Below are 21,610 nucleotides of genomic sequence, written 5' to 3' on the forward strand. Positions count from 1 at the left end.
CATGTATCACGGTATCCACGCGGTTCTCTATGCGTTGTTCCAACAGGACGAGCGCATCGACCCCGAGGCCATCCGGGCACAGGTGACCCATTGCGTCGCGCATGGCTGTGACGGCATCACCGTGCTGGGTCTGGCGACCGAAGTGCTCAAGCTGAGTTTTGCCGAGCGCCGCCAGATGATCGAAATCGTCGGCGCGGCACTTGGCGGTGCGCGGCCGTACTCGGTCACGATCGCGGGCAACTCGGTGGCCGAACAATCCGAGATGGCCCGGATCGCCGCGGCGAACGGAGCCGACTGGCTGATCCTGCAACCGCCGCTTGCCGGCAACTATGATGCCGAGGTCTATCTGGATTTCCTGGCCCGCGTCGCCCAGAGCACCGACCTGCCCGTGGCGCTCCAGAACGCGCCGCAATACCTGGGCCGTGGCCTGTCGGCGCAGGACATCGCCAGCCTGCGAAGCCGCTGTCCCAACCTCGCGGCGATCAAGGCCGAAGACGGGGCCGAGACGCTGGCACCGCTGGTCGCCGCCGGTGACGGTCTCGCGGTGCTTGGCGGGCGCGGCGGACAGGAGCTGATTGCCTGTTTGCAGGCGGGTGCCACCGGTTTCGTGCTGGCCCCCGACATCGCACCGGTCGCGGGGCGCATCCTCGCCCATTGGCAGGCCGGGCGCATCGATGACGCGCAACGGCTCTATGCCGCCGCCACCCCGGCCATCGATTTTGCCATGCAATCGCTGGAGCATCTGATCGCATATGGCAAACGCATTTTCGCCGAACAGGCCGGTTTGCCGGTGCATGACCGCGCCCCCGCCCTGGTCCCGACCCCCGCGGATCTGGAACGGGCGCGGCACTGGGCGGCAACACTTGCCGATCTTGAACAACCCGAAATGTGACAGACACCAGTGGAGGACAGCAGCAAACAGCCGATATTGATTTGTTCACGTGAACATGTCAGGTATCACCCGATGCCCGATTCCGCCGCCATCCCCGCTCTTTCGGACGGGTCAGGGCGCAAGGCGGTCACTTGACGGCACGACCATCGCGGCCGACCATGTCGGTCTGTACTATCCAGGGAGGAATTCATGAAACACCTACGCACCACCATCGTCGCGGCCACAATCGCCAGCACCGCCGCGCTTTCGGCCATGGCGGCCGATTTCGATCTCAAGATGCAGTCGAGCGACCCGGCGGGCAATCCGACCTTCATCATCGAACAGGAATGGGCGGAAAAAGTCAGCGCCGCCTCTGGTGGACGGCTGAATATCGAGATGCTGCCGGTCGATTCGGTGGTCAAGTACAACGAAACCCATGACGCGGTCGGCGCGGGCATTCTTGGCGGACACATCACCGCAACCGGCTATGTGTCGGGCAAGGATCCGGCCTTTGCGCTGATCGGCAATACCGTGGGTGCCTGGGGGTCGCCCTACGAGATGCTGCGGTATATCAACTATGGCGGCGGCAAGGAATTGATGAACGAATTGCTGAATCCCTATGGATTGCATTTCGTCGGCGCGACCTCGGGCGGGCTTGAGGCCTTTGTGTCCAAGGTTCCGCTGAATGGCGTGGACGATCTCAAGGGGCTCAAGATGCGCGCGCCCGAGGGGCTGGTGCAAAAGGTCTTTGCCGCCGCCGGCGCGACGCCGGTGAACCTGCCCGGATCCGAGGTCTTTACCTCGCTCGACAAAAAGGTGATCGACGCCGCCGACTATACGGTGTTCTCGGCCAACCATGCGGCGGGGATGCATGACGTGGCCCCCCATCCGGTCTATCCCGGTTTTCATTCGATGCCGCTGATCGAGGTGTCGATCAACAAGACCATGTGGGATTCGATGCCCGCCGACCTGCAAAACCTGCTGGAGCTCTCGGTCAATCACCTGGCGCTAGACATGACTTCTCAGCTCTTCATGAAAGACCTCGAAGCGGTGGCCGAGGCGCGGGCCAACGGTATTGAGATCCATGACTGGAGCCAGGAAGAACGCGCCCGCTTCCGCGCCATCGCGCAGGAACAGTGGAAGGACATCGCCGGCCAGAGCGCCAATGCGCAAAAGGTCTTTGACAGCCTGACCGCCTACATGACCTCTCAGGGTCTGCTGAAGTAAGCCGGGAAGACCGCATCGCCACGCGGTGCGGTCGCCCGTCACGCAACTTGATCGACAGGGCAACATCATGACCGAACAGCAGGACCAGATCGTTCACGACGCGCTCGCGGAGGACCAGGACGACAAGCCCGGCGATTTCCTTGCCGCGATTGTTCTCAGGCTGGGGCATTTCTTTGCCCTGCTTTTCCTCGTGTCCATGTGCATCCTGATCTTCGAGGTCGTGATGCGCTATGTCTTTGACCGCCCGACCATCTGGGTTCACGAGACCACGATTTTCATCTGTGCGGTCTGTTTCGTCTTTGGCGGCCTGCATTCCGTGTCGCGCGACGGGCATATCCGCATCGTGCTGCTGTATGACCATTTCGGCCCCGCCATGCGCCGCTGGGTCGACGCGGCGATCTATGCGGTGTGCGGGCTGGCCACCGCGATGTTCAGCTATGCGCTGTGGCCGACCGTTGTGAAATCCTTTTACGATCCGACCGGCGCCTTTCGCATGATCACCAGCGGCAGCGCGTGGAATCCGCCATTCCCGACGCTGCTGCGCGCCTTTCTGTTCATCACGCTGGTCGCCATGACGCTGCAATTCGCGCTGCTCGTGATCAACCGCATTCGGGGGAAGTAACGTGTTCGATCTTTCTGCGCTTGGCGTCGAATATGGCACGCTGGCGATGTTCGTCATGCTGCTGGCGCTACTTATCACCGGCATGCCGCTGGCCTTTGTGACCCTGCTGGTTGCGCTTGTCTTTACGCTTGGATGGTTCGGGCCGATGGCGGTGCCGCTGGTGACCAGCCGCATCTTCAGCTTTGTGTCGTCCTTTGTCTTTGTCTCGGTGCCGATGTTCGTGCTGATGGCGGCGATCCTGGACCGTTCCGGCATCGCGCGCGACCTGTTTGACGCGATGAAGCTGGTCGGTGGTCGCATCCGGGGCGGCGTGGCGGTGCAAACCATCTTTGTCGCGGTGATCCTCGCGGCGATGTCGGGGATCATCGGCGGTGAAATCGTGCTGCTCGGCCTGCTGGCCCTGCCCCAGATGCTGCGGCTTGGCTATGACCGCAGCCTTGCAATCGGCGTGGTCTGCGCCGGCGGATCGCTGGGCACCATGGTGCCGCCGTCAATCGTGCTGATCATCTACGGGCTGACCGCCAATGTGTCGGTTGGCGACCTGTTCACCGCCGCGGTGATCCCGGGGCTGATGCTGGCATCGTTCTACGTGATCTACGTGCTGATCCGCGCCTATACCGGCAATGTCGCGCCGCCGGTCGAACCCGACGACACGCCGCTGGGCGAAAAGCTGGCCAAGCTCAAGGGGCTTATCCTGCCGATCATCGTGGTGATCTGTGTGCTTGGCTCGATCTATGGCGGCATCGCCTCGGTCACCGAAGCCTCGGCGGTGGGGGCCTTTGGCGTGATGCTGTCGACCATCGTGCGCGGCGAATTCTCGTGGGGGATGATGCGCGGCGCGGCGATGCAGACGCTGCGTACCACCGGCATGATCGTCTGGATCGGCATCGGTGCCAGCGCGCTGGTCGGGGTCTTTAACCTGATGGGCGGCATCGCCTTTGTGTCGGGCCTGATCACCGGCATCTCGGACACCCCGCTGGTGGTGATCCTGTTCATGATGCTGATCCTGTTCGTGCTGGGGATGTTCCTGGACTGGGTCGGCATCGCCTTGCTGACCATGCCGATCTTTGTGCCAATCGTGGTCGAACTGGGCTATAGCCCGGTCTGGTTCGGGGTGGTGTTTGCGATGAACATGCAGGTCAGCTTTCTGTCGCCGCCCTTTGGCCCCGCCGCCTTTTACCTCAAGAGCGTCGCGCCCCCGGACATCACGCTAGGCGACATCTTTCGCTCGATGGCCCCGTTCATCGCGCTCCAGGTGCTTGCGGTTGGCCTGTTGATCGCCTTTCCGGGCCTGACCGGGCATTGACGCCCGGCCTGCGCCATCGGGGTCATCCGCCCCGCTGAGCAACGGGTTTCAGGCCGCGTCGGGGGACCCGGCACGGGCGTGTTCAGGCAATGCGCGCCCGGCCATGCCCTCGAACCAGCGGGCAAATTCCCGCTGCTCGCCCCCGGTCAGGTGCAGCTGGTGCTTGGTCCGACGCCAGAGCACATCCTCGGCCGTCTGCGCCCATTCCTCGCGGTGCAGGTAACGCGCCTCGGCCTCGTAAAGCAGGCCGCCGAAATGCCGCCCCAGCCCGTCAACCGAGCCGGCCGCGCCAATCAGGCGGTGCATCCGCGTGCCATAAAGCCGCGCATAATGCAGCAACAGCGGCCGCGGCAGCCAGGGGAAATCGCCCTTGGCCCGGTTGACGAACAGGTCGAAATCCGCGCCATCCATATCGCCACCGGGCAGCGGCGCATCGGCGGTCCAGTCGCCCCCGATCCGCAGCGCGGTCTTGTCCAGCCGATGCAACGCCTTTTCGGCCAGTTCGCGATAGGTGGTGATCTTGCCGCCGAATATATTGAGCAACGGCACGTTGTCGGAGTCGTCCAGGTCGAGCACATAGTCGCGCGTCACCGCCGAGGGGTTGCCCTTGCCGTCATCAAAAAGGGCGCGCACCCCGGAATAGACCGCCAGAACATCGTCGCGCGACAATTGTTCCTTGAAATACCGGTTCACCACGTCCAGCAGATAGGTGATCTCGGCCTCCTCCGCCGCCACCGCATCCGCCGGGCCGTCATGGGCGATATCCGTGGTGCCGATCAGCGCCTTGTCGCCCTCGTATGGGTTGACAAAGATCACCCGCTTGTCGTGGTTCTGCACCAGATAGGCCTGTTCGCCACGCCAGAACTTGGGCACGATGATATGGCTGCCCTTGACCAGCCGCACGTTGCGGCGGCTAGAGGAGGCGGCGACATTGGTGATGACATCGCGCACCCAGGGCCCGGCGGCATTGACAAGCACCCGCGCCTCAAAATTGCGGATCTCGCCGGTCACGCTGTTGCGGGTTGTCACATGCCATTTGCCCTGTTCGCGCCGCGCCGAAACACAGGGTGCGCGGGTCAGGATGGTGGCGCCGCGCTCGGCCGCGTCCATCGCGTTCAGAACCACCAGCCGCGCATCATCGACCCAGCAATCGGAATATTCGAACCCCTTGCGGTACATGTCCTGAATGGCCTGCCCTTCGGGCGCGCGCCCCAGGTCCAGCACGCGGGTGCCGGGCAACCGGGCACGCCCGCCGAGGTAGTCATAGAGAAACAGCCCCAGCCGCACCAGCCATGCCGGGCGGTCGTTTCGCGAATGCGGCAGCACAAAGCGCATCGGCCAGATGATATGCGGCGCGTTGCGCAACAGCACCTCGCGTTCGATCAGCGCCTTGCGTACCAGCGAGAACTCGAAATATTCCAGATAGCGCAGCCCGCCATGCACCAGCTTGCCCGAGCGCGACGACGTGCCTTCGGCCAGATCGTCCTTTTCGCACAGCGCGACGCTCAGCCCCCGCCCGGCGGCATCCCGCGCAATGCCCACGCCATTGATGCCGCCGCCGATCACGAACAGATCGACCTCTTGCGTTTCCGTCATGTTGTCGCGCCCTCTTGCAATCTGTCCCTGGCCTCAGTCCTGATCTTGCAGCCCGTAGCCGCCAAAGGCCTCGTGCGTTTCGGCGATGTCGCGTTCACTCAACAGCACCGGCCCCCCGATGCACAGCGACAGGTAATATTGCTGGGCAATCGCCTCGAGTTCGACCGCGCGCCACAACGCCTTGCGCAGATCCTCGCCCAGGGCCAGCGCCCCGTGATTGGCCATCAGACAGGCGGTGCGATCACGCATCGCGTCCTTGACCAGCTCGGACAGTTCTTCGGAACCGAACCGCGCATAGCCGGCACAACGCACGTCATCGCCGCCAAAAGCCGCGACCATGTAGTGACAGCGCGGGATGGATTTGCGCGCGATCGCCAGCGCGGTGCAATAGGTCGGGTGGCCATGTACCACCGCGTTGATCTCGGGGCGGGACTGCAACATGTCGAGGTGAAAACGCCACTCGGTCGAGGGTTTCAACGGACCCGACCATGTGCCGTCATTCCGATCCAGTGGCATTTCCGCGATCAACTCGGGCGTCAGATCTTCGTAGGGCGTCGCCGAGGGCGAAATCAGCATTCGGTCGCCACAGCGCACCGAGACATTGCCGGAGGTGCCCTGGGTCAGGCCCAGCCCGGCGAGGCTCTGGCAGGCGTCGATCAGCGATTGGCGGAGGGAGGTTTCGGTATCTTTCATCTCTGTCTTTCTCAGCAAGGGTTCAGGGGAGGTTCACCGGCAAGCCAGCGCCGCACTTCGTCGGCGGCCTTGCTTGCGGCGACCCGGACGGTACGCAGCGATGCCCCGGCGATATGCGGGGTCAGGGTGACGTTCGGCATGGTCAACAGGGGCGAGTCCAGCGGCACCGGCTCGACCGGAAAGGTCTCAAGCATCGCGCCACGCAGGTGCCCGTCCTGCAGCGCGGCGATCAGGGCATCGTAATCCACCAGCGGGCCGCGCGCGGTGTTGATCAGCGTGCTGCCCCGTTTCATCGCCGCAAAGGTCGTGGCGTTCATCATGCCGGTGGTTTCCGCCGTCACGCGCGGGTGCAGCGACACGATGTCGGACTCGGCCAGAAGGCTGTCAAACGACACCATCTCGACCCCCGCCCGCATGTCTTCGGCGGTCAGTTGAACATAGGGGTCATAAACCATGATCCGGCATCCAAACGCCCGCAACAGCGTCACCACACGCTTGCCGATCTCGCCATAGCCGATGATGCCCACGGTCATGTCGCACAGCTCGTCCCCGGTGACATCGGCGCGATAGAGATCGGTGCGATAGTCCCCCGCCCGCAGGGATTCATGGCCCCGTGCGAGGTTGCGCAGTTCGGCGATGATGCCGCCTATGGTAAATTCGGCCACGGCGCTGGCATTGCGCCCGGGCGTGTTCACCACGGTGATGCCGCGGGCCCGCGCCGCCGCCATGTCGATATTGACCGGCCCGCCCCGGCTGACCGCCACGAGCCTGAGATCGGGCAGGGCCTCCATCATCGCCCCCGAGAGCGGCGCGTGGTGCAGGACCGCGATCCGGGCCGCGCCGATATGTGCCACCACCTCGTCGGGATCGCCCTGGAATTCCTGTATTCCTTCGATCCGCGAGCCGGCATACCCCTGTTCCAGCGGCGCGTCGGGCCAGTCGTAATCCATCCGGCGCACCGAGACACTGTCACCGCAAGCCGCGAGAATGTGCTCTTCAAAGGTCTCGGACAACATGAACCTGTCGCCGATGATCGCAATTTCCGTCGTCATGACAATTCATCCCTGATTTGCGCCTGGCTCTGCCACAGCGGCTGCATGGTGTGTCGCCCGGCCAGAAACACCGGGAACAAGCGGTTGTAGATCGGGGTCAGTTCGGCATCCGGCAGCACCGCCTCGCGCAGGAGCGGCGTGACCCAGGTGTCGTTCGCGGCGTCAAGCGACGGAAACACACCGGCCTGAACCGCCGCGATCATCGCCGCACCGGCGGCGCCGGTTTCCTCCTGTGCCACCGCGCGAACCGGCCGGTTCAGGGTCGAGGCCAGGATCAGGGCGAGTTGCCGCGAGCGCGCCGCGCCGCCCGCAATGCGGATCTCGCCGGGGATCTCGCCCATCGCCGCATAGCAATCGCGCGCCGCCATCGCCAGGCCTTCATAGACCCCGCGCACCATCTCGCCCCAGCCGACGGTGCGATCGAGCCCGCAAAAGCTCGCCCGGGCACAGGGGTCGGAGAACGGGCCGCGCTCGCCCGTGGTGGCAATATAGGGGTGATAGATCGCCCGTCCCGGACCGGCATCGGCCACAAGCCCGTCAAACCCCGCCACAATCTCCGGCAGGCTGCGCGCCTGCCCGGCATTGGCCAGAACATCACGGGCCAGCCCGGCAATCCAGTCGATATTGATCGCGGCGGCCATGTTGGTCTGCACCTGCCCAAAGGCCCCGTCCGCCAGCGCCACGGTATAGCCGGTGCGGTCCGGGTTGAGCACGATGTCATCGGCGCTCGCCGCGTGGCGGGTATGCACGCCGGTCGAGCCAAAGATCGACAATCCGGGCTGTCTTTCGCGGTCGCACAGGCCCGAGGCAATCCCCGAGGTGACGATATCCATGTATCCAAGACAAATCGGCAGCCCCGCGCGCAGGCCGGTTTCGGCGGCGGCACATGCGGTGAGCCCGTGGGCCGTCCGGCCGCCGTCGATGATCGGCGGCAGCAGGTGGCGCAACCCGTCAAGGCCAAGGGCCGCGATCACCTCGTCACTGTAGCCGCGCGTTCGGGTATCGCCGAAATTCAGCACCGCCTCGCTCACATCTGCGACGGTCTCGCCGGTCAGGCAGTGATACAGCCATTCCTTGCAATGCAGCGCATGGGCCGCCGCGTTCAGCCGCTCGGGCGCGTGGCGCTGCAACCACGGCATCTGGGCCCGCATCTGGCACAGGTTCACGCCGGTTGCCGTCGCCCGATAGATGCCGTCATACCGGTCCGATCCGGTGATCGCCTGCGCCTGTTGCACCGCGCGCGAGTCGAGCCAGAGCATTGCCTCGCCCACCGGCATGCCATCGCCATCGATCAGCCACGTGCCGTCCCCCTGCGCCGTCACCCCCATCGCCAGCGCCCGCCGCGCGAGGTCGGGGACGGTCTCGGACAGCTGGTACAGCATCTGCGCCGCAAGCTGCCAGGTCTGCGCCATGTCCTGCACCGCCCTGCCGTCAGACGCACTGTGATAGCGATTGCGCACCCCCGCCACGCCCAGTTGGCGGCCGTTCAGATCAAAGGCAACCGCCTTGATCACCGAGGTGCCCGCATCCAGCCCAATCAGGATATCCCGGCTCATCCCGCCTCTCCCCGCGCGGCGCGTTGCAGGGCGGTAAAGCGGCGATAACGGTTGAGATGCAGCGCGCGGATCTCGCCGCTGGCCGGGCGATAGAACCTGTCGAGGCTGGACATGTCGGCCATCGCGGTTTGCAGCGTGTCAAAATGCCCGCCCGCCACCGCGCCGAGCATCGCACTGCCCAGCAGCACCGGTTCCGCCGCGCCGGGCCGGGCCATGGTGATCCCGGCCGCGTCCGCCAGCACCTGTTTCACGAGGTCACTCGCCCCCGCGCCACCGCTGACCACCACCGTGTCCGGCGCGATTCCACAGGCGGCCTGGGCGTCGAGGATCTGGCGCAGCCCATAGCCGATCCCGGTCAGCCCGGCGATGTAGAGCGCGATATGCGACGCCAGGTCCGCGCGCAGGTCCAGCCCGGCGATGATCGCGCGTGCGGCAGGATCCGCCAGCGGCGCGCGATTGCCCAGGAAATCCGGCACCACGATCATTTCACCGGCCAGACGCCCGGCATCCTCGGGGCGGTCGATCATTTCGCTGGCCCGGGCCAGCAGGTACGCGATGACCGACACCCCCTTCCCGCGCGCCGCTTGTTGCGTTTCGGGATAATGCGGGTGCATCCGCACCAGGTGCGCGATCGCCTCGCCCGCCGCCGATTGCCCGCCCTCGTTCAGCCAGAGATCCGGCAGCATCGCCCCGTGATACGGCCCCCAGACACCGGGCACGGTGGTTTCACGCGCCGAGGACGTCATGGTGCAGGCCGAGGTGCCAAAGACATAGGCCATCCGGGTCTGCGCCGGCGCGCCACGGGCCCCCACCGTGCCGACCCCGCCCGCATGGGCGTCGATCAGACCGGCGGCTACCGGGATCCCGGCGGGCAGGCCGAGGGCGCTGGCCGCGTCCTGCGTCAACCCGCGCCCGAGCGCGGTGCCCGGCGTCACCACATCGCGCCCGATCCGGGCAAAACCATCATCGCACAGATCCGACAATCCGATCGCGTGGAAATAGCTGGCGTCATACCCGCCCGCATGGGCCAGGTAGGTCCATTTGCAGGTCACGGTACAGCTCGACCGCGACAAATCCCCCGTGGCCCGCCATGTCAGGAAATCGGTCAGGTCAAGAAAATGCCCGGCGGCGGCATATTGCGCAGGCAGGTTTTCCTTGAGCCAGAGCAGCTTGGGCGTTTCCATCTCGGGCGAAATCCGGCCTCCGACATAGTCGAGCACACGATGACCGGTGGCGTTGATCCGTGCGGCCTGTGCCCCGGCGCGCTGGTCCATCCAGACGATGATGTTGCGGGCCGGCTCGCCCGATGCGCTGACGCTCAGCGGGGTACCGTCGGCGGCCAGCGCCACCAGCGAACAGGTGGCATCAAAGCCGATCCCCGCCACCCGTTCGGCGGGAATCTCGGCCTGAATCAGTGCCGCGCGCACCGCAGCGCAAACCGCGGACCAGATGTCATCCGAGGATTGCTCGGCCCTGACACCATCACGCCAGATACGGATGTCGCGCTTGCCGGTGCCCAGCATCCGGCCATCCGGCGAAAACACCCCGGCCCGCGCGCTGCCGGTGCCGACATCGACCCCGAGAAACACCGGCTGTGTATGCTGCATTCCGGTCATGACGGCTCAGAGCTCGACACTGTTGGGCAGGATCACGATGTCGCGGATCGTGACATTGCGGGGCCGGGTCAGCATGAATTGCACGCAATCGGCCACTTCGCCGGGCTGCATCAGGCTGCCATTGGCAAGGGCCTCGTCCATCTTGGCCTGGGGCCAGTCATCCAGCAGCGCCGTCACCACCGGGCCGGGCAGAACCGCGCCGACGCGGATGCCATGCGGGGCCATCTGGCGGCGGACCGTATGGGTAAAGGCCTGAACCGCGTGTTTGGACGCGGTATAGATCGGCTCCCACATCACCGGCACGACACCGGCGATGGAGCTGGTCATGATGATGTCGCCGGTCTGGCGTTCTTTCATATGTGGCAACACGGCGCGCACGGATCGAAACGCCGCGTTGATATTGAGGTTCAGCATCCGGTCCCATGCGTCCGGGTCGCCTTCGGAGACATCGCCGCCGACATAGCCCCCGGCATTGGCGTGGAACACGTCGAGATGCCCGAACCGGTCAAGGATCTGCGGCAACATCCGATCGACGCTGGCCGGGTCCAGCAGGTCGGTGACAATCGGCTCCGCTCCCTCGCCCAGCTCGTCGCAGAGCGCCACCAGACGGTCCTCTGCCCGATCCACCAGCGCCACACGCGCCCCCGCCGCCAGCCCCATCCGGGCGCATTCCAGCCCGATCCCCGAAGCGGCACCGGTGATGGCGATGGTTTTTCCTGTCAAGTCCTGAGCCATGAAGCCCCTCGTCAGTTGTCAGGCATCAAAGGCGATGCGAAAGCCCTGATGCGATGTTGTCGATCCGGGCGGCACGCCAATTCGCGCCGCGATTCTGTAGCGATGGCAATAGCTTGGGTGACACAGGAACGATCCGCCCTTGAGCAGCGCGCGCGTGGGATCATCCCCCATGCCGTTGTTGAACCCGTCGCGGGTCCATTCCCAGACATTGCCGCACATGTTGTGCAACCCGGCCCCGTTGGGCCGCAGCGCCCCCGCCGGACATGTGCCCGCATCGGCGCGGGGCGTGGGAAAGTCGCCGCGAAAGATATTGCAGAACGCCCCGCCGCCTTCGGGCGGCTCGTCGTCCCCCCAGGGGAAGGTCACCCCGTCCAGCCCGCCCCGCGCCGCATGTTCCCATTCCGCCTCGCTGGGCAAACGTCCCCCGGCCCAGGTGGCAAAGGCCATGGCGTCGGCCTGCGAGACATGCACGACGGGGTGGTCCGGCCTGGCCGGGGTATCGCCGCCATGGGGGTGCCGCCAATTGGCCCCCTGCACCAGCCGCCACCATTCCGTGCCCCACGGCGCGCCCAGCACCGTCGCACCCGGCGCAAGCTGGCTGTGAAACACAAAGGATTGCCCGGCGCTTTCGGCTTCGGTCACATATCCGGTTGCATCGGCAAAGGCGGCGAACTGCGCCACGGTTGTTGCCGTGCAGGCCATGGCGAACGGGGCCAGGGCGACCGGTCCGCGCAACCCCTCACCATCCCCGGCGATCCGGGGGGTGGCAGTGCCGAGCATGATCCTGCCCCCCGGCAAGGCCGCACCGTCGATTGTGATCTGCCCCGCCGCAGCGCGCCGCCCATGGCGGCGCATGTGCAGCGCGGCCGAAACCGGCGCGGGCGCCATACAACACCCGCGCGGCGCAGGGGTTGGCTCAGTCCTGGGATTCATAGTCATTGGGTCCGGCGATATCGTTGCCCAGCGTCACACGAACCCGGTCGATTTCACCGGTAAAGGCAAAGCCCTGCCGCCCCTCATACACCGGGCTGACCGGCGAACCGGCATCGCGGCCAAGGCTGAACCCTTCCCAATCCATGAAATACCGATAGGTTTCGGGCAGCGCGATCTCGCCCGCCTGCTGGCCATTCAGGAACAAGGTTCCCTTGCCCTGGCGAATGCCGGTCTTGTCGAACTTGTACAGGATGTCGATCCACGCGCCGCCGGGCGGCACGTCGCCTTCGACCCGGTGCATGCTCTGGTAATAGTTGTATTCGTGGATGATGCGCCCGTCCTTCACATAGAGCGTATACCCTCCGCACAGCCCGCCACAGGCCGCGATCACCCCTTCACCACCCTCGGGCACCCGAACCCGGGCGGCCAACTCATAAGACCGGTCCATGGTAAAGGGCGATGCGCCGCCGGGAATGTTGGTCATGCCGGGGTAGAACACGAATTCCTGCTGGATCCGCGGCGATTCCTCGCGTGGGCGCGACATGGCGCGGCGTTCGGCAAACCCCCGGTCATCCAGCGGCAGCACATCGTATCGTCCGGCCTCGGCCCACCAGAGTTCCACCAGCTTGTTCAGGCGCTCGGGCTCCTGCTGTGCCAGGTCGGTGCTTTCAGAGAAATCCTCGGCCACGTGGTAGAGTTCCCACTGGTCCTCGTCATAATCGGAATAGCGCTTGTGATAGGCCACCGCCTTCCAGCCATCATGCCAGATCGCCCGGTGCCCGAACATCTCGAATATCTGGGCGTGTTTGCGGGTCGGCGCGGCGGCATCGTCAAAGGAATACTTCATGCTGGTGCCATGAATATTCATCTGCGGGATGCCCTTGATCCGGGCCGGGGCCTCGGTGTCGATCACCTCGAGAATGGTGGGCACGATGTCCATCACGTGATGGAATTGGTTGCGGATGCCGGTTTCTTTCAACCCCCTGGGCCAATGCACGATCAGCGGATCCTGCACCCCGCCCGCATGGGTGTTCTGCTTGTAGCGGCGCAGCGGCGTGTTCTCGACCTGCGCCCAGCCGATCGGATAGTTGTTCTTGGCATACATCGTGCCGATCTGGTCGATGCGTTCGAGGTTATAATCAAAGCTCTCGGCGTCCATGTTTTCATAGAACGTGGTGCTGGTCGATCCGTGGATCTGGCCTTCCTGGCTGGCCCCGTTGTCGGACATCAGAAAGATGATCGTGTTGTCCAGCTTGCCCAGCTTATCCAGGTGGTCGAACACCCGGCCCAACTCTGTGTCGGAATGGTCAAGAAAGGCGGCATAGGCCTCTTCGAACTTGCAATATACGCGCTTCTGGTCGTCCGACAGGCTGTCCCACGGTTCGACACCCTCGTTGCGCGGCACCAGTTTCGTGCCCTCGGGCGCAATGCCCATCTCGATCTGGCGGGCCAGACGACGTTCGCGCGCCACGTCCCAGCCTTCGTCGAACCGGCCCTTGTACTTGTCCAGATAATCCTGCGGCGCCTGATGCGGCGAATGCATGGCCCCCAGGGCGTAATACATGAAGAACGGCTTGTTCGGGGCCAGCGATGCGTGGTCGGTCAGGAACTTGCAGGCATTGTCGGCCAGATCCTCGTTCAGGGTATACCCCTCTTCGGGGGTGCGGGGCGGCTCGATATGCTGGTTGTCGCGCACCAGCGAGGGGCGAAACTGGTCGGTCAGCGCCTCAAGGAAACCGTAGAACTTGTTGAACCCCCGCCCCAGCGGCCAGTGGTCAAAGGGGCCAACCGCCGACATCTGGTCAGCCGGGGCAAGATGCCATTTGCCCACCGCATAGGAATTGTACCCCTCGGGGGCCAGCATGTCGGCCAGCGTCCCGGCATTGTGCCGGATCGCGCCGCGTTTGCTGGGAAAACCGCTGTCGGCATTGGCGATGATCGACATGCCGACAGCGTGGTGATCCCGCCCGGTTAACAGGGAGGCCCGGGTCGGGGAACACAGGGCGGTGGTGTGAAAATTGTTGTACCGCAGCCCGCCCTGGGCCAGACGGTCGATATTCGGCGTTTCCGCATCGCCGCCATAGCAGCCAAGGCTTCCGAACCCCAGATCATCAAAGAGGATCACGAGAATATTCGGGCTGTCCGCCTTCGGGCCCTTGACCTCGGGCCACCAGGGGGTCGAGTCCTTGTAGGTGCGGCCGATCTGGCCCTTGAAAACCTCGGTCACCGTATCGCTCGTGATGCTCATTCTTGATGTCCTTCTCTGGGAGTTACGGTCTTATTTTCGCAAGGCTTTCGCGGCCAACAGCACGTCGAGCGCCACCGGCTGCATCGATCCGAGATCGGGCACTTCGTCATAGGCGCCCGCCGCCACCAGCACCTCGGCCCCGGCGATCAGCGTGTTGATCGTGGCCCCGGATTCCATGTCGGCTATGGCCTCGTCCAGCGTCTGGAAATCGCGCAGGCCAAAGGCATAGGCGGCGGTTTCCTTGTCGCCCTCGATGCCGGTATCCGCGTAATATTGCAGCGCCAGGTCGACCGCCTTGTCCGGGTTTTCACGGATGTATTCATTGGCGCGATAGGCGGCCTCGACGAACTTGGCCGCCGCCTCGGGATCGTCCTGCCAGAACCGGCTGGTGATGATCCACGGCGCGATCACCGAGGTGCCCGCGATCTCGCCGTCACAGATCACCTCATAGGTATCCTTGTCCATCACGATGTCGAAATCCGCGCTTGCGGCGGTGGTGCCCGCGCCGACCTCGCCATTGCGCAGCGATTGCCGCGTCACCGGGGGATCAAGCGGCACGATCTCGAGATCGCCATGGGCCACGCCGAAATGATCGGCACAGGCAAAGAGAACCTGGCTCCAGGTCGAATTGGGCACCGTCCCGATCCGCACCTTGGCCAGCGCCTCGCCGGGCGTCATGCCCTGCATCGCATCCTTGCGCATGATCAGCTTGATGTTGCGATCTTCCTTTTGCATCGTGCCAAAGGAAATCAGCTTGAACTTGTCCCAGCCGGAAATCGCCGGCGGGCCGCCGGTCCAGCCGGCCTGCCAATCGCCGGAAACACCCGACGCCAGCGCCGCGCCGCCATTGGGGAAATAGGTGGTTTCCACCACCAGCCCGTTATCGCCGAAATAGCCCAGGTGATCGGCCAGCCACATCGGGTATCCCGCCTCGTTGGGCTGGCTGTTCAGGTGCAGCTTGGTCTCGGCAATTGCTCCGCCCGCGGCGAGCGCCGCGATGGCGACTCCGGCGGCAAGCTGCCTGATACGATTGAAAGTCATGGGTTTCTCCTCCGGTTGTTGGGTCGTTTTGATGGTTGCGCCCGCTTCACGCCGCCATGATCTCTTCGCGCACCAGCGCCCAGATCTCGCGGCGGGCCTCGATGAACTCGGGATGTTCGGCGGCCTGTTCGATGTCGCCGCGTTTCCAGACCACGTCGCGCGGCAGCTGGATTTCCTTCTTGATGCGTCCGGGGCGGCGCGACATCACCACCACCCGGTCGCTCAGGTACACGGCTTCTTCGACCGAATGGGTGATGAAAAGAACGGTGTAGTGCATCTCGTGGCTGAGCCGCTGCACCTCTTCCTGAAGGATCGTGCGGGTCTGGGCATCGAGCGCGCCAAAGGGTTCGTCCATCAACAGGATCTCTGGCTGCATCGCCAATGCCCGCGCGATGGCAACGCGTTGCTGCATCCCGCCGGACAATTGGCTGGGAAAGCTGTCGCGGAACTGGGTCAGGCCCATGATCTCGAGCTGCTCGCCCAGGCGGCGTTCCTGTTCCGCGCGCGGCACATTGGTCATTTGCAGGCCGAACTTGATGTTCTGGGCCACGGTTTCCGACGGGAAAAGGGCGAATTTCTGAAACACCACGCTGCGGCGCGGGCCCGGCTTGCCGGCCGGTTCGCCATCGATCAGAACCTCGCCCCGCGTCGCCTCTTCCAGCCCGGCCCCCACGGTCATCAGGGTGGATTTACCACAGCCCGACGGCCCGACGACACAGACGAATTCGCCCTTTTGCACCGATACCGAACAATCATCCACCGCCAGCACCCCCGACCCTTCGGGCCCGTACCATTTGGTGATGTTGCGCAGCTCCAGCTTGGGCGGAACGATGGTCTGGGACATGGCGATTTTCCTTGAATGGCTTGGGCCGGTTTGCGGTGAAATCCCGGCGGCGGTCATGATTGTTTCCAGGGCATCAGGCGGCGTTCGAGCCGTTGCACGCACAGGTCGATCACCACCCCCAGAACACCGATGGCGATGATCCCGACAAAGATCGTCGAGACCGAGTCGTTCTGCTGGCCCTGGGCGATCAGGAACCCGAGACCGGTCTTGCCAACCACGAGCTCGGCCCCCACCAGCGCCATCCAGCCATTGCTGATGGCGATGCGGATGCCGGTGAAAATGCTGGGCGTCGCCACCGGCACCACGACCCGGCTCAGGGTGCGGAACTGGTTGGCGCCAAAGACGCGCGCGGCCTGGATCAGGATGTTGTCCACATGTTGCACGCCCAGCTGCGCATTGATCACACAGGCCGGAAACGCGGCGATGAACACCACCATCGCCTGGGTCGCGGTCGAGGCCCCGAACCACAGGATCGCAATCGGCACCCAGGCAAAGGGCGGGATATAGCGCAGGGTTTCAAACACCGGGTTGACCACGGCTCGAAACCACGGGGCCCAGGCGAAAAAGATGCCGATCGGCACGCCAAAGACAATGGCCAGCAACACCCCATAGGACCAGCGTTCGAGCGAGGCCAGCACATGCCCCATCAGCGCCGCGCCGGCAAAGGGTTCGACGATCAGGCCGGCAAAGCGCGCGATCACCTCGAAGGGCGACGGCAGAACCTCGGGCCCGACCCAGCCCAGGACGCTGGTGGCCAGCACCCAGGCAAGGCCCAGGATCCCCAGCGACACGGCACCATAGGCCAGCGGGCGCGACAGGGTAGCGGCGTTTGTGTTGGCGGCCATGGTTCTTATCCCTTCTGCTGCGACAGCGACCACGGCGCGAGAATGCGCGTCGCCAGTTTCATCAGCGCCGACAACAGCACCCCCAGCAATCCGATCAGCAGCATCGCCACCACGAGCACATCGGTATCGAGCATCCGCGAGGCGTTGAGCGCCACATAGCCAAGCCCCGCCGTCGCGGCGAGCAGCTCGGCCGCCACCAGCGTCGTCCAGGCATTGCCAAGCGCGATCCGCGCCCCCGCGATCAACGTGGGCAGCGCCGTGCGGCACACGATGCGGGTCAGGATCCGGCGATCATTCGCCCCCAGCGTCCGCCCCGCGTCGATCAGCAACGGATCGACCGAACCGACTGCCTGCATCGAATTCATCAGCCAGGGCACCAGCGCCGCGATGAACACCACGAAAATCCGCGCCGGCTCGCCGATGCCCATCCACACCAGCGTCAGCGGGATCCACGCAAGTGGCGGCACCGGGCGGATCAGCTGAAAGATCGGAAAGACCAGCCATTTGACACGCGGCCACCACGCCATCGCCACCCCCAGGGGGACGCCGACAATCCCGCCAAGCGCCCAACCGGCAAGCACGATCGACAGCGAACTGAACACGTGGCCCAGCAGGGTCGAGCCGATATAGGGCTTGATCCACATCCGTCCGAACCGTTCGGCCACATCGCCGGGAGACGGCAGGAACAGGGACGACACCGGGCCACCGCTGCGCGTGATCCAGGCCCAGACCGCAATCCATGCGACACAGGCGATCGCGCTGACCAGGAACAGATTTCCATTGGCTAATCGTCGCATCGGCCCCTCCCCTTACCGATTTCCCGTTGCTCCGACTCGTCGGGCAATTGGCAATCTCTAGGTTAATCGTTTAACTGTCAATGCGGATTCCCCAGCACGCCGGCGAAATGACACCTTACCGGCATTCATTTCTATGTTTTTAAACGATTTAATTCGCCATGATTTTTCCTTGATCCTGCGCCCGCCGTGGCTTGAACCAGCGGAGCATCGCATCATCATTTGCATGAATGCGGCAAATGGTGTAACTGTTTAACAAGTCAGCCAGAGGGACAGAATGGGATCGGGAAAGGCGAAAAAGAAACCATCAATCAAGGATGTCGCCCGCGAAGCCGGCGTCTCGACGGCGACGGTATCACATGTCTTTTCCGGCAAGAAACATGTCAACGAAACCTCGGCCCAAAAGGTGCGAGAGGCCGCCGACAGGCTGGGCTATACAATCGACCGGGTTGCCGCCCAGCTGCGCGCGCGCCGCACCCGCATCATCGCGGTGCTGGTGCCCAACCTCGAAGACCTGTTCCTGAACCGGTTCATTTCGCTGATCGAATCCCGTGCCGAGAACGCCGGATACCAGGTGATCGTGTCGTGCTCGCGAGATGATCTGAAGACGGAACAGGACCGGCTGCGGGCGCTGATGGGCTGGCGGCCCAGCGGGCTGATCCTCGTGCCCTGTGTCGATACGGTGCCCGCGATGCTGCCCCGCGAACATCCCGACGTGCCGGTGGTGGCGGTCGACCGGGTCAACCCGGCCCTGTCGAAACACGACACCATCACCATCGACGATTTTGCCTCTGGTCGCGATGTGGCCCGGCACCTGATCGACCTTGGCGCCAGCTCGATCCTCGTGCTTGCGACCAGCGACGCGATCTTTACCCAGCAGGAGCGTATCCGCGGTTTGCAGGATTGCGCGCACGAGGCGGCGGGCGTGACGGTTGACACGCTGGTGGCGGGCCCGGACGCGGCGCTGGCGGCGGACCGGCTGGCGGGCTGGCTCGACCAGAACCCCGGAACCCAGGCGGTGATCGGGCTGACCAACGTGATGACGCTCGCCGCGCTGTCCGCCTTTGCCGCGCGCGGGATCGAACCGGCCAGGGATATCATGCTCGCGGGGTTTCACGACTCGCTCTGGATGACCGCCCGCCGGGTGCCGATCACCACCGTGGCACAGCCGGTGGACGCCATCGCCAATGCCGCGTGGGAGCGCATCAGCAGCCGGATCGCCAAGGAGGACGACCAGGTACGCAACATTATCTTCAAGAGCACCCTGATCGCACGCAAATCCACGCGCGGCCCATAGCCGCCCGCGTCAGGCCCCGCCTTCCAGCGTGTCCAGCAACGCGCGGAACTTGCTTCGGGCGCTGCCGGGGTGGCGCACCTTGCGGGCCGCCTTGAGATTGTGCAGGTCCTGGCCCACCACGATCAATCCGACCATGCCCCATTCGTAATGCGGCACACAGATATGACCGTAGATGCCCGGCACCGTCAGCTCAACGGTCAGCTCCTGATCCAGCCCGCCATTCCAGGGCGTTGCGCCCTCGGGGATCATGCCGCGCTTGGACGCCGAATTGTGCCCCGCGTCGGTCGCCAGAAAGGTAACCGAATCGCCCGGGGCGACATGCAGGATTTCCGGTGCAAAGACATTTGGCGTATCCGCGTCACCGCAGGCGGCATTCAGCATCAGAACCGAATGGCCATTGCCCACAGACCCCGGCACGGGACAGGCCAGCGCCGCCCCCGACCCGGCAAGCGCAGACAGGGAAATGACAAAGTTACGACGGGTAAGCATGAACCAGCAGATCCTCTCTCGGGCCGGTGGTGATCTCGACATCGACGCCATAGGTCGATGAAATCGCCGGGGAGCGCAGCACCTCGTTCGGATGCCCCTGCGCCAGAACCTCTCCGCCCCCGATCAGGATCAGGTGGTCGGCAAAGCGCGCGGCCAGGTTCAGATCATGCAGCGCCACCATCCCGATGGCCCCGCGTTCGGCCACGACGGTCTTGATCTGGTGCAGCACTTCGAGCTGGTGCCGCAGGTCCAGCGCCGAGGTCGGTTCGTCAAACAGGTAGACATCCGACTGGCGCACCAGCGCCTGCGCCACCGACACCATCTGCGACTGTCCGCCGGACAATTCGCTGACATAGGCCTCGGCCAGATGGCCGATACCGTATTTGTGCAACGCCCGGCCCACCGCCTGCATGTCATCCTCGGACACCCGCCAGCCGCGCAATTGCTTGTGCGCCATCATCACCACGTCAAACACGGTGAGGGCTGCGTTGGCGGCAAAGAACTGGGGCATGAAGCACACCCGCCTGAGCCGGGCACGCGATGACAGGGTGCCCAGATCGGTGCCATTCAGATGCACCGCGCCGCTGGCCGGCCTGAGCAGCCCCGCGATCAGCCGGAACAGCGTCGATTTACCCGCCGCGTTGGGCCCGATCAGCGCGGTCAGCTGGCCGGGCTTCAGCGGATCGAACCCCGCCCCGCCAAGCACCTGCCGCTTGCCATAGGAAAAACTCAGATCATGGGCGCTCAAACCGGTCATTGCCAGTGCCTCTTGCGTTGGCCAAGGATCAGCATGACAAAAAACGGAATGCCGATCAGCGACGTGATCATGCCGATCGGATAGACCAGCCCCGGCGTGATCGCCTTGGAGGCGATCGAGGTGCCCGACAGGATCAGCGCGCCGCACAGGGCCGAGAGCGGCAGAAACCCGCGCTGGTCCTCGCCGACGATCATCCGCGCGATATGCGGCCCGACCAGTCCGAAAAAGGCGATCGCCCCGACAAAGGACACCGCCACCGCCGCCAGGACCGACACCCCGCCCAGCACCGACACCCGCAACAGGCCGACATTGACACCCAGTGCCGCGGCCTTGTCCTCACCCATGCGCAGCGCGGTCAGCGCCCAGCTGCGCGACAGGAACCAGGGCAGGATCACCGCGAGCACCGCCAGACAGATCCCGACCTTGGGCCAGCTGGCGCGCGACAGCGAGCCCATCTGCCAGAAGATCAGCTGCGCCAGTTGAAACTCGGACGCGCCATATTGCAAAAACGCCAGGAGCGCGTTGAAGGTAAACAGCATGGCAATCCCCACGAGGATCATCGCCTCGGGCGACACGCCGCGCATCCGGGTAAAGGCAAACAGAAACAGCGAGGTCGCCATCGCAAAGACAAAGGCATTCACGCTGACGAACAGCCCGCCGACACCGGGGATCACCGACCAGCCCAGAACGATGGCCAGCGCCGCGCCGAAACTGGCCGCCGAAGACAGGCCCAGCGTAAACGGATCGGCCAGCGGATTGTTCAGGATGGTCTGCATCTCGGCCCCGGCGACACCCAGCATCGCGCCGATCATCACCGCCATCAGCGCCACGGGCAGGCGCACCTGCCAGATGATGACGCTTTCCTTGGCGCTGGCCACCGAGGGGTCAAGGATGACGTGCAGCGTGCGCAGAAAGCTCAGGGTTGCGGGGCCGGTGATGATGTCGACAACGACCATTGCCGCCAGCGACAGGATGGCCGCCGCGACCAGGGCCGCGCGGCGGAAATTGCGGCGCTTGTAGGCCGCGACAAGCGACCCGGCCGGGGATGCGAGGGTGTGATCGGTCATGAAATTTCTCTGTGGGGCGTC

Annotated in this window: 20 protein-coding genes; 5 read left to right on the plus strand and 15 right to left on the minus strand. The window is 64.6% G+C overall.

Annotated features, from left to right (window positions below):
* Position 1: 1 nt before the first annotated feature.
* The 4 genes from ACP15R_RS14485 (at position 2) to ACP15R_RS14500 (ending at position 4,026) form a co-directional block, all read left to right on the plus strand.
* Positions 2 to 892 carry a dihydrodipicolinate synthase family protein gene (locus ACP15R_RS14485; protein WP_424987141.1) on the plus strand — a complete coding sequence of 297 codons (891 nt, stop codon included), beginning with the start codon at positions 2 to 4 and terminating at the stop codon, positions 890 to 892.
* Between the two features lie 189 nt (positions 893 to 1,081).
* Positions 1,082 to 2,098: a TRAP transporter substrate-binding protein gene (locus ACP15R_RS14490; protein WP_424987142.1), complete on the plus strand. Its 1,017-nt coding sequence runs from the start codon at positions 1,082 to 1,084 to the stop codon at positions 2,096 to 2,098.
* A gap of 67 nt (positions 2,099 to 2,165) precedes the next feature.
* Entirely contained in the window at positions 2,166 to 2,720 is a 555-nt protein-coding gene (locus ACP15R_RS14495; RefSeq protein WP_424987143.1) for a TRAP transporter small permease subunit, read from the plus strand.
* 1 nt (position 2,721) lies between these two features.
* Positions 2,722 to 4,026 (plus strand): TRAP transporter large permease, encoded by a 1,305-nt coding sequence (locus ACP15R_RS14500; RefSeq protein WP_424987144.1) that lies wholly within the window; start codon positions 2,722 to 2,724, stop codon positions 4,024 to 4,026.
* A gap of 48 nt (positions 4,027 to 4,074) precedes the next feature.
* Here the strand turns inward: ACP15R_RS14500 and ACP15R_RS14505 are convergent, their stop codons facing one another.
* The 12 genes from ACP15R_RS14505 to ACP15R_RS14560 are packed head-to-tail and all read right to left on the minus strand — an operon-like array spanning position 4,075 to position 17,982.
* A complete protein-coding gene (locus tag ACP15R_RS14505; protein WP_424987145.1) occupies positions 4,075 to 5,622 on the minus strand; it encodes a glycerol-3-phosphate dehydrogenase in 1,548 nt (515 codons plus the stop codon).
* Between the two features lie 33 nt (positions 5,623 to 5,655).
* Positions 5,656 to 6,315 carry a class II aldolase/adducin family protein gene (locus tag ACP15R_RS14510; protein WP_424987146.1) on the minus strand — a complete coding sequence of 220 codons (660 nt, stop codon included), beginning with the start codon at positions 6,313 to 6,315 and terminating at the stop codon, positions 5,656 to 5,658.
* A gap of 11 nt (positions 6,316 to 6,326) precedes the next feature.
* A complete protein-coding gene (locus ACP15R_RS14515; protein ID WP_424987147.1) occupies positions 6,327 to 7,367 on the minus strand; it encodes a 2-hydroxyacid dehydrogenase in 1,041 nt (346 codons plus the stop codon).
* Entirely contained in the window at positions 7,364 to 8,923 is a 1,560-nt protein-coding gene (locus ACP15R_RS14520) for an FGGY family carbohydrate kinase (protein ID WP_424987148.1), read from the minus strand. The genes ACP15R_RS14515 and ACP15R_RS14520 overlap by 4 nt, the downstream gene beginning before the upstream one ends.
* A complete protein-coding gene (locus ACP15R_RS14525) occupies positions 8,920 to 10,539 on the minus strand; it encodes an FGGY-family carbohydrate kinase (protein WP_424987149.1) in 1,620 nt (539 codons plus the stop codon). The genes ACP15R_RS14520 and ACP15R_RS14525 overlap by 4 nt, the downstream gene beginning before the upstream one ends.
* Before the next feature lie 6 nt (positions 10,540 to 10,545).
* Positions 10,546 to 11,274, minus strand: coding sequence for an SDR family oxidoreductase (locus ACP15R_RS14530; protein WP_424987150.1), 729 nt, complete (start codon positions 11,272 to 11,274; stop codon positions 10,546 to 10,548).
* A gap of 18 nt (positions 11,275 to 11,292) precedes the next feature.
* On the minus strand, positions 11,293 to 12,162 hold the full coding sequence (locus ACP15R_RS14535; protein WP_424987151.1) for a formylglycine-generating enzyme family protein: 870 nt from the start codon (positions 12,160 to 12,162) through the stop codon (positions 11,293 to 11,295).
* A 28-nt stretch (positions 12,163 to 12,190) separates the two neighbouring features.
* Positions 12,191 to 14,455, minus strand: coding sequence for an arylsulfatase (locus tag ACP15R_RS14540; RefSeq protein ID WP_424987152.1), 2,265 nt, complete (start codon positions 14,453 to 14,455; stop codon positions 12,191 to 12,193).
* Positions 14,456 to 14,485: 30 nt separating this feature from the next.
* On the minus strand, positions 14,486 to 15,496 hold the full coding sequence (locus ACP15R_RS14545) for an ABC transporter substrate-binding protein (RefSeq protein ID WP_424987153.1): 1,011 nt from the start codon (positions 15,494 to 15,496) through the stop codon (positions 14,486 to 14,488).
* 46 nt (positions 15,497 to 15,542) lie between these two features.
* On the minus strand, positions 15,543 to 16,340 hold the full coding sequence (locus tag ACP15R_RS14550; protein ID WP_424987154.1) for an ABC transporter ATP-binding protein: 798 nt from the start codon (positions 16,338 to 16,340) through the stop codon (positions 15,543 to 15,545).
* Between the two features lie 53 nt (positions 16,341 to 16,393).
* Positions 16,394 to 17,185: an ABC transporter permease gene (locus ACP15R_RS14555; protein WP_424987155.1), complete on the minus strand. Its 792-nt coding sequence runs from the start codon at positions 17,183 to 17,185 to the stop codon at positions 16,394 to 16,396.
* A gap of 5 nt (positions 17,186 to 17,190) precedes the next feature.
* Positions 17,191 to 17,982 carry an ABC transporter permease gene (locus ACP15R_RS14560; protein ID WP_424987156.1) on the minus strand — a complete coding sequence of 264 codons (792 nt, stop codon included), beginning with the start codon at positions 17,980 to 17,982 and terminating at the stop codon, positions 17,191 to 17,193.
* Positions 17,983 to 18,256: 274 nt separating this feature from the next.
* Between ACP15R_RS14560 and ACP15R_RS14565 the strand changes: the two genes are divergently transcribed.
* Positions 18,257 to 19,276 (plus strand): LacI family DNA-binding transcriptional regulator, encoded by a 1,020-nt coding sequence (locus ACP15R_RS14565; RefSeq protein WP_424987157.1) that lies wholly within the window; start codon positions 18,257 to 18,259, stop codon positions 19,274 to 19,276.
* A gap of 9 nt (positions 19,277 to 19,285) precedes the next feature.
* Here ACP15R_RS14565 and ACP15R_RS14570 read toward each other — a convergent pair whose 3' ends face one another.
* From ACP15R_RS14570 to ACP15R_RS14580, 3 genes are read right to left on the minus strand one after another with little or no spacing between them, the layout of a single operon-like run.
* Complete coding sequence (locus ACP15R_RS14570; RefSeq protein ID WP_424987158.1) at positions 19,286 to 19,765, minus strand: pseudoazurin; 480 nt, start codon at positions 19,763 to 19,765, stop codon at positions 19,286 to 19,288.
* The gene (locus ACP15R_RS14575; protein WP_424987159.1) at positions 19,749 to 20,522 is read right to left on the minus strand and encodes an ABC transporter ATP-binding protein; all 774 of its coding nucleotides are present in this window, start codon (positions 20,520 to 20,522) and stop codon (positions 19,749 to 19,751) included. Before ACP15R_RS14575 ends, ACP15R_RS14570 begins: the two co-directional genes overlap by 17 nt.
* Complete coding sequence (locus tag ACP15R_RS14580; protein WP_424987160.1) at positions 20,519 to 21,589, minus strand: FecCD family ABC transporter permease; 1,071 nt, start codon at positions 21,587 to 21,589, stop codon at positions 20,519 to 20,521. The genes ACP15R_RS14575 and ACP15R_RS14580 overlap by 4 nt, the downstream gene beginning before the upstream one ends.
* Positions 21,590 to 21,610 lie beyond the last annotated feature (21 nt).

The sequence above is a fragment of the Microbulbifer sp. S227A genome, from assembly GCF_049800935.1.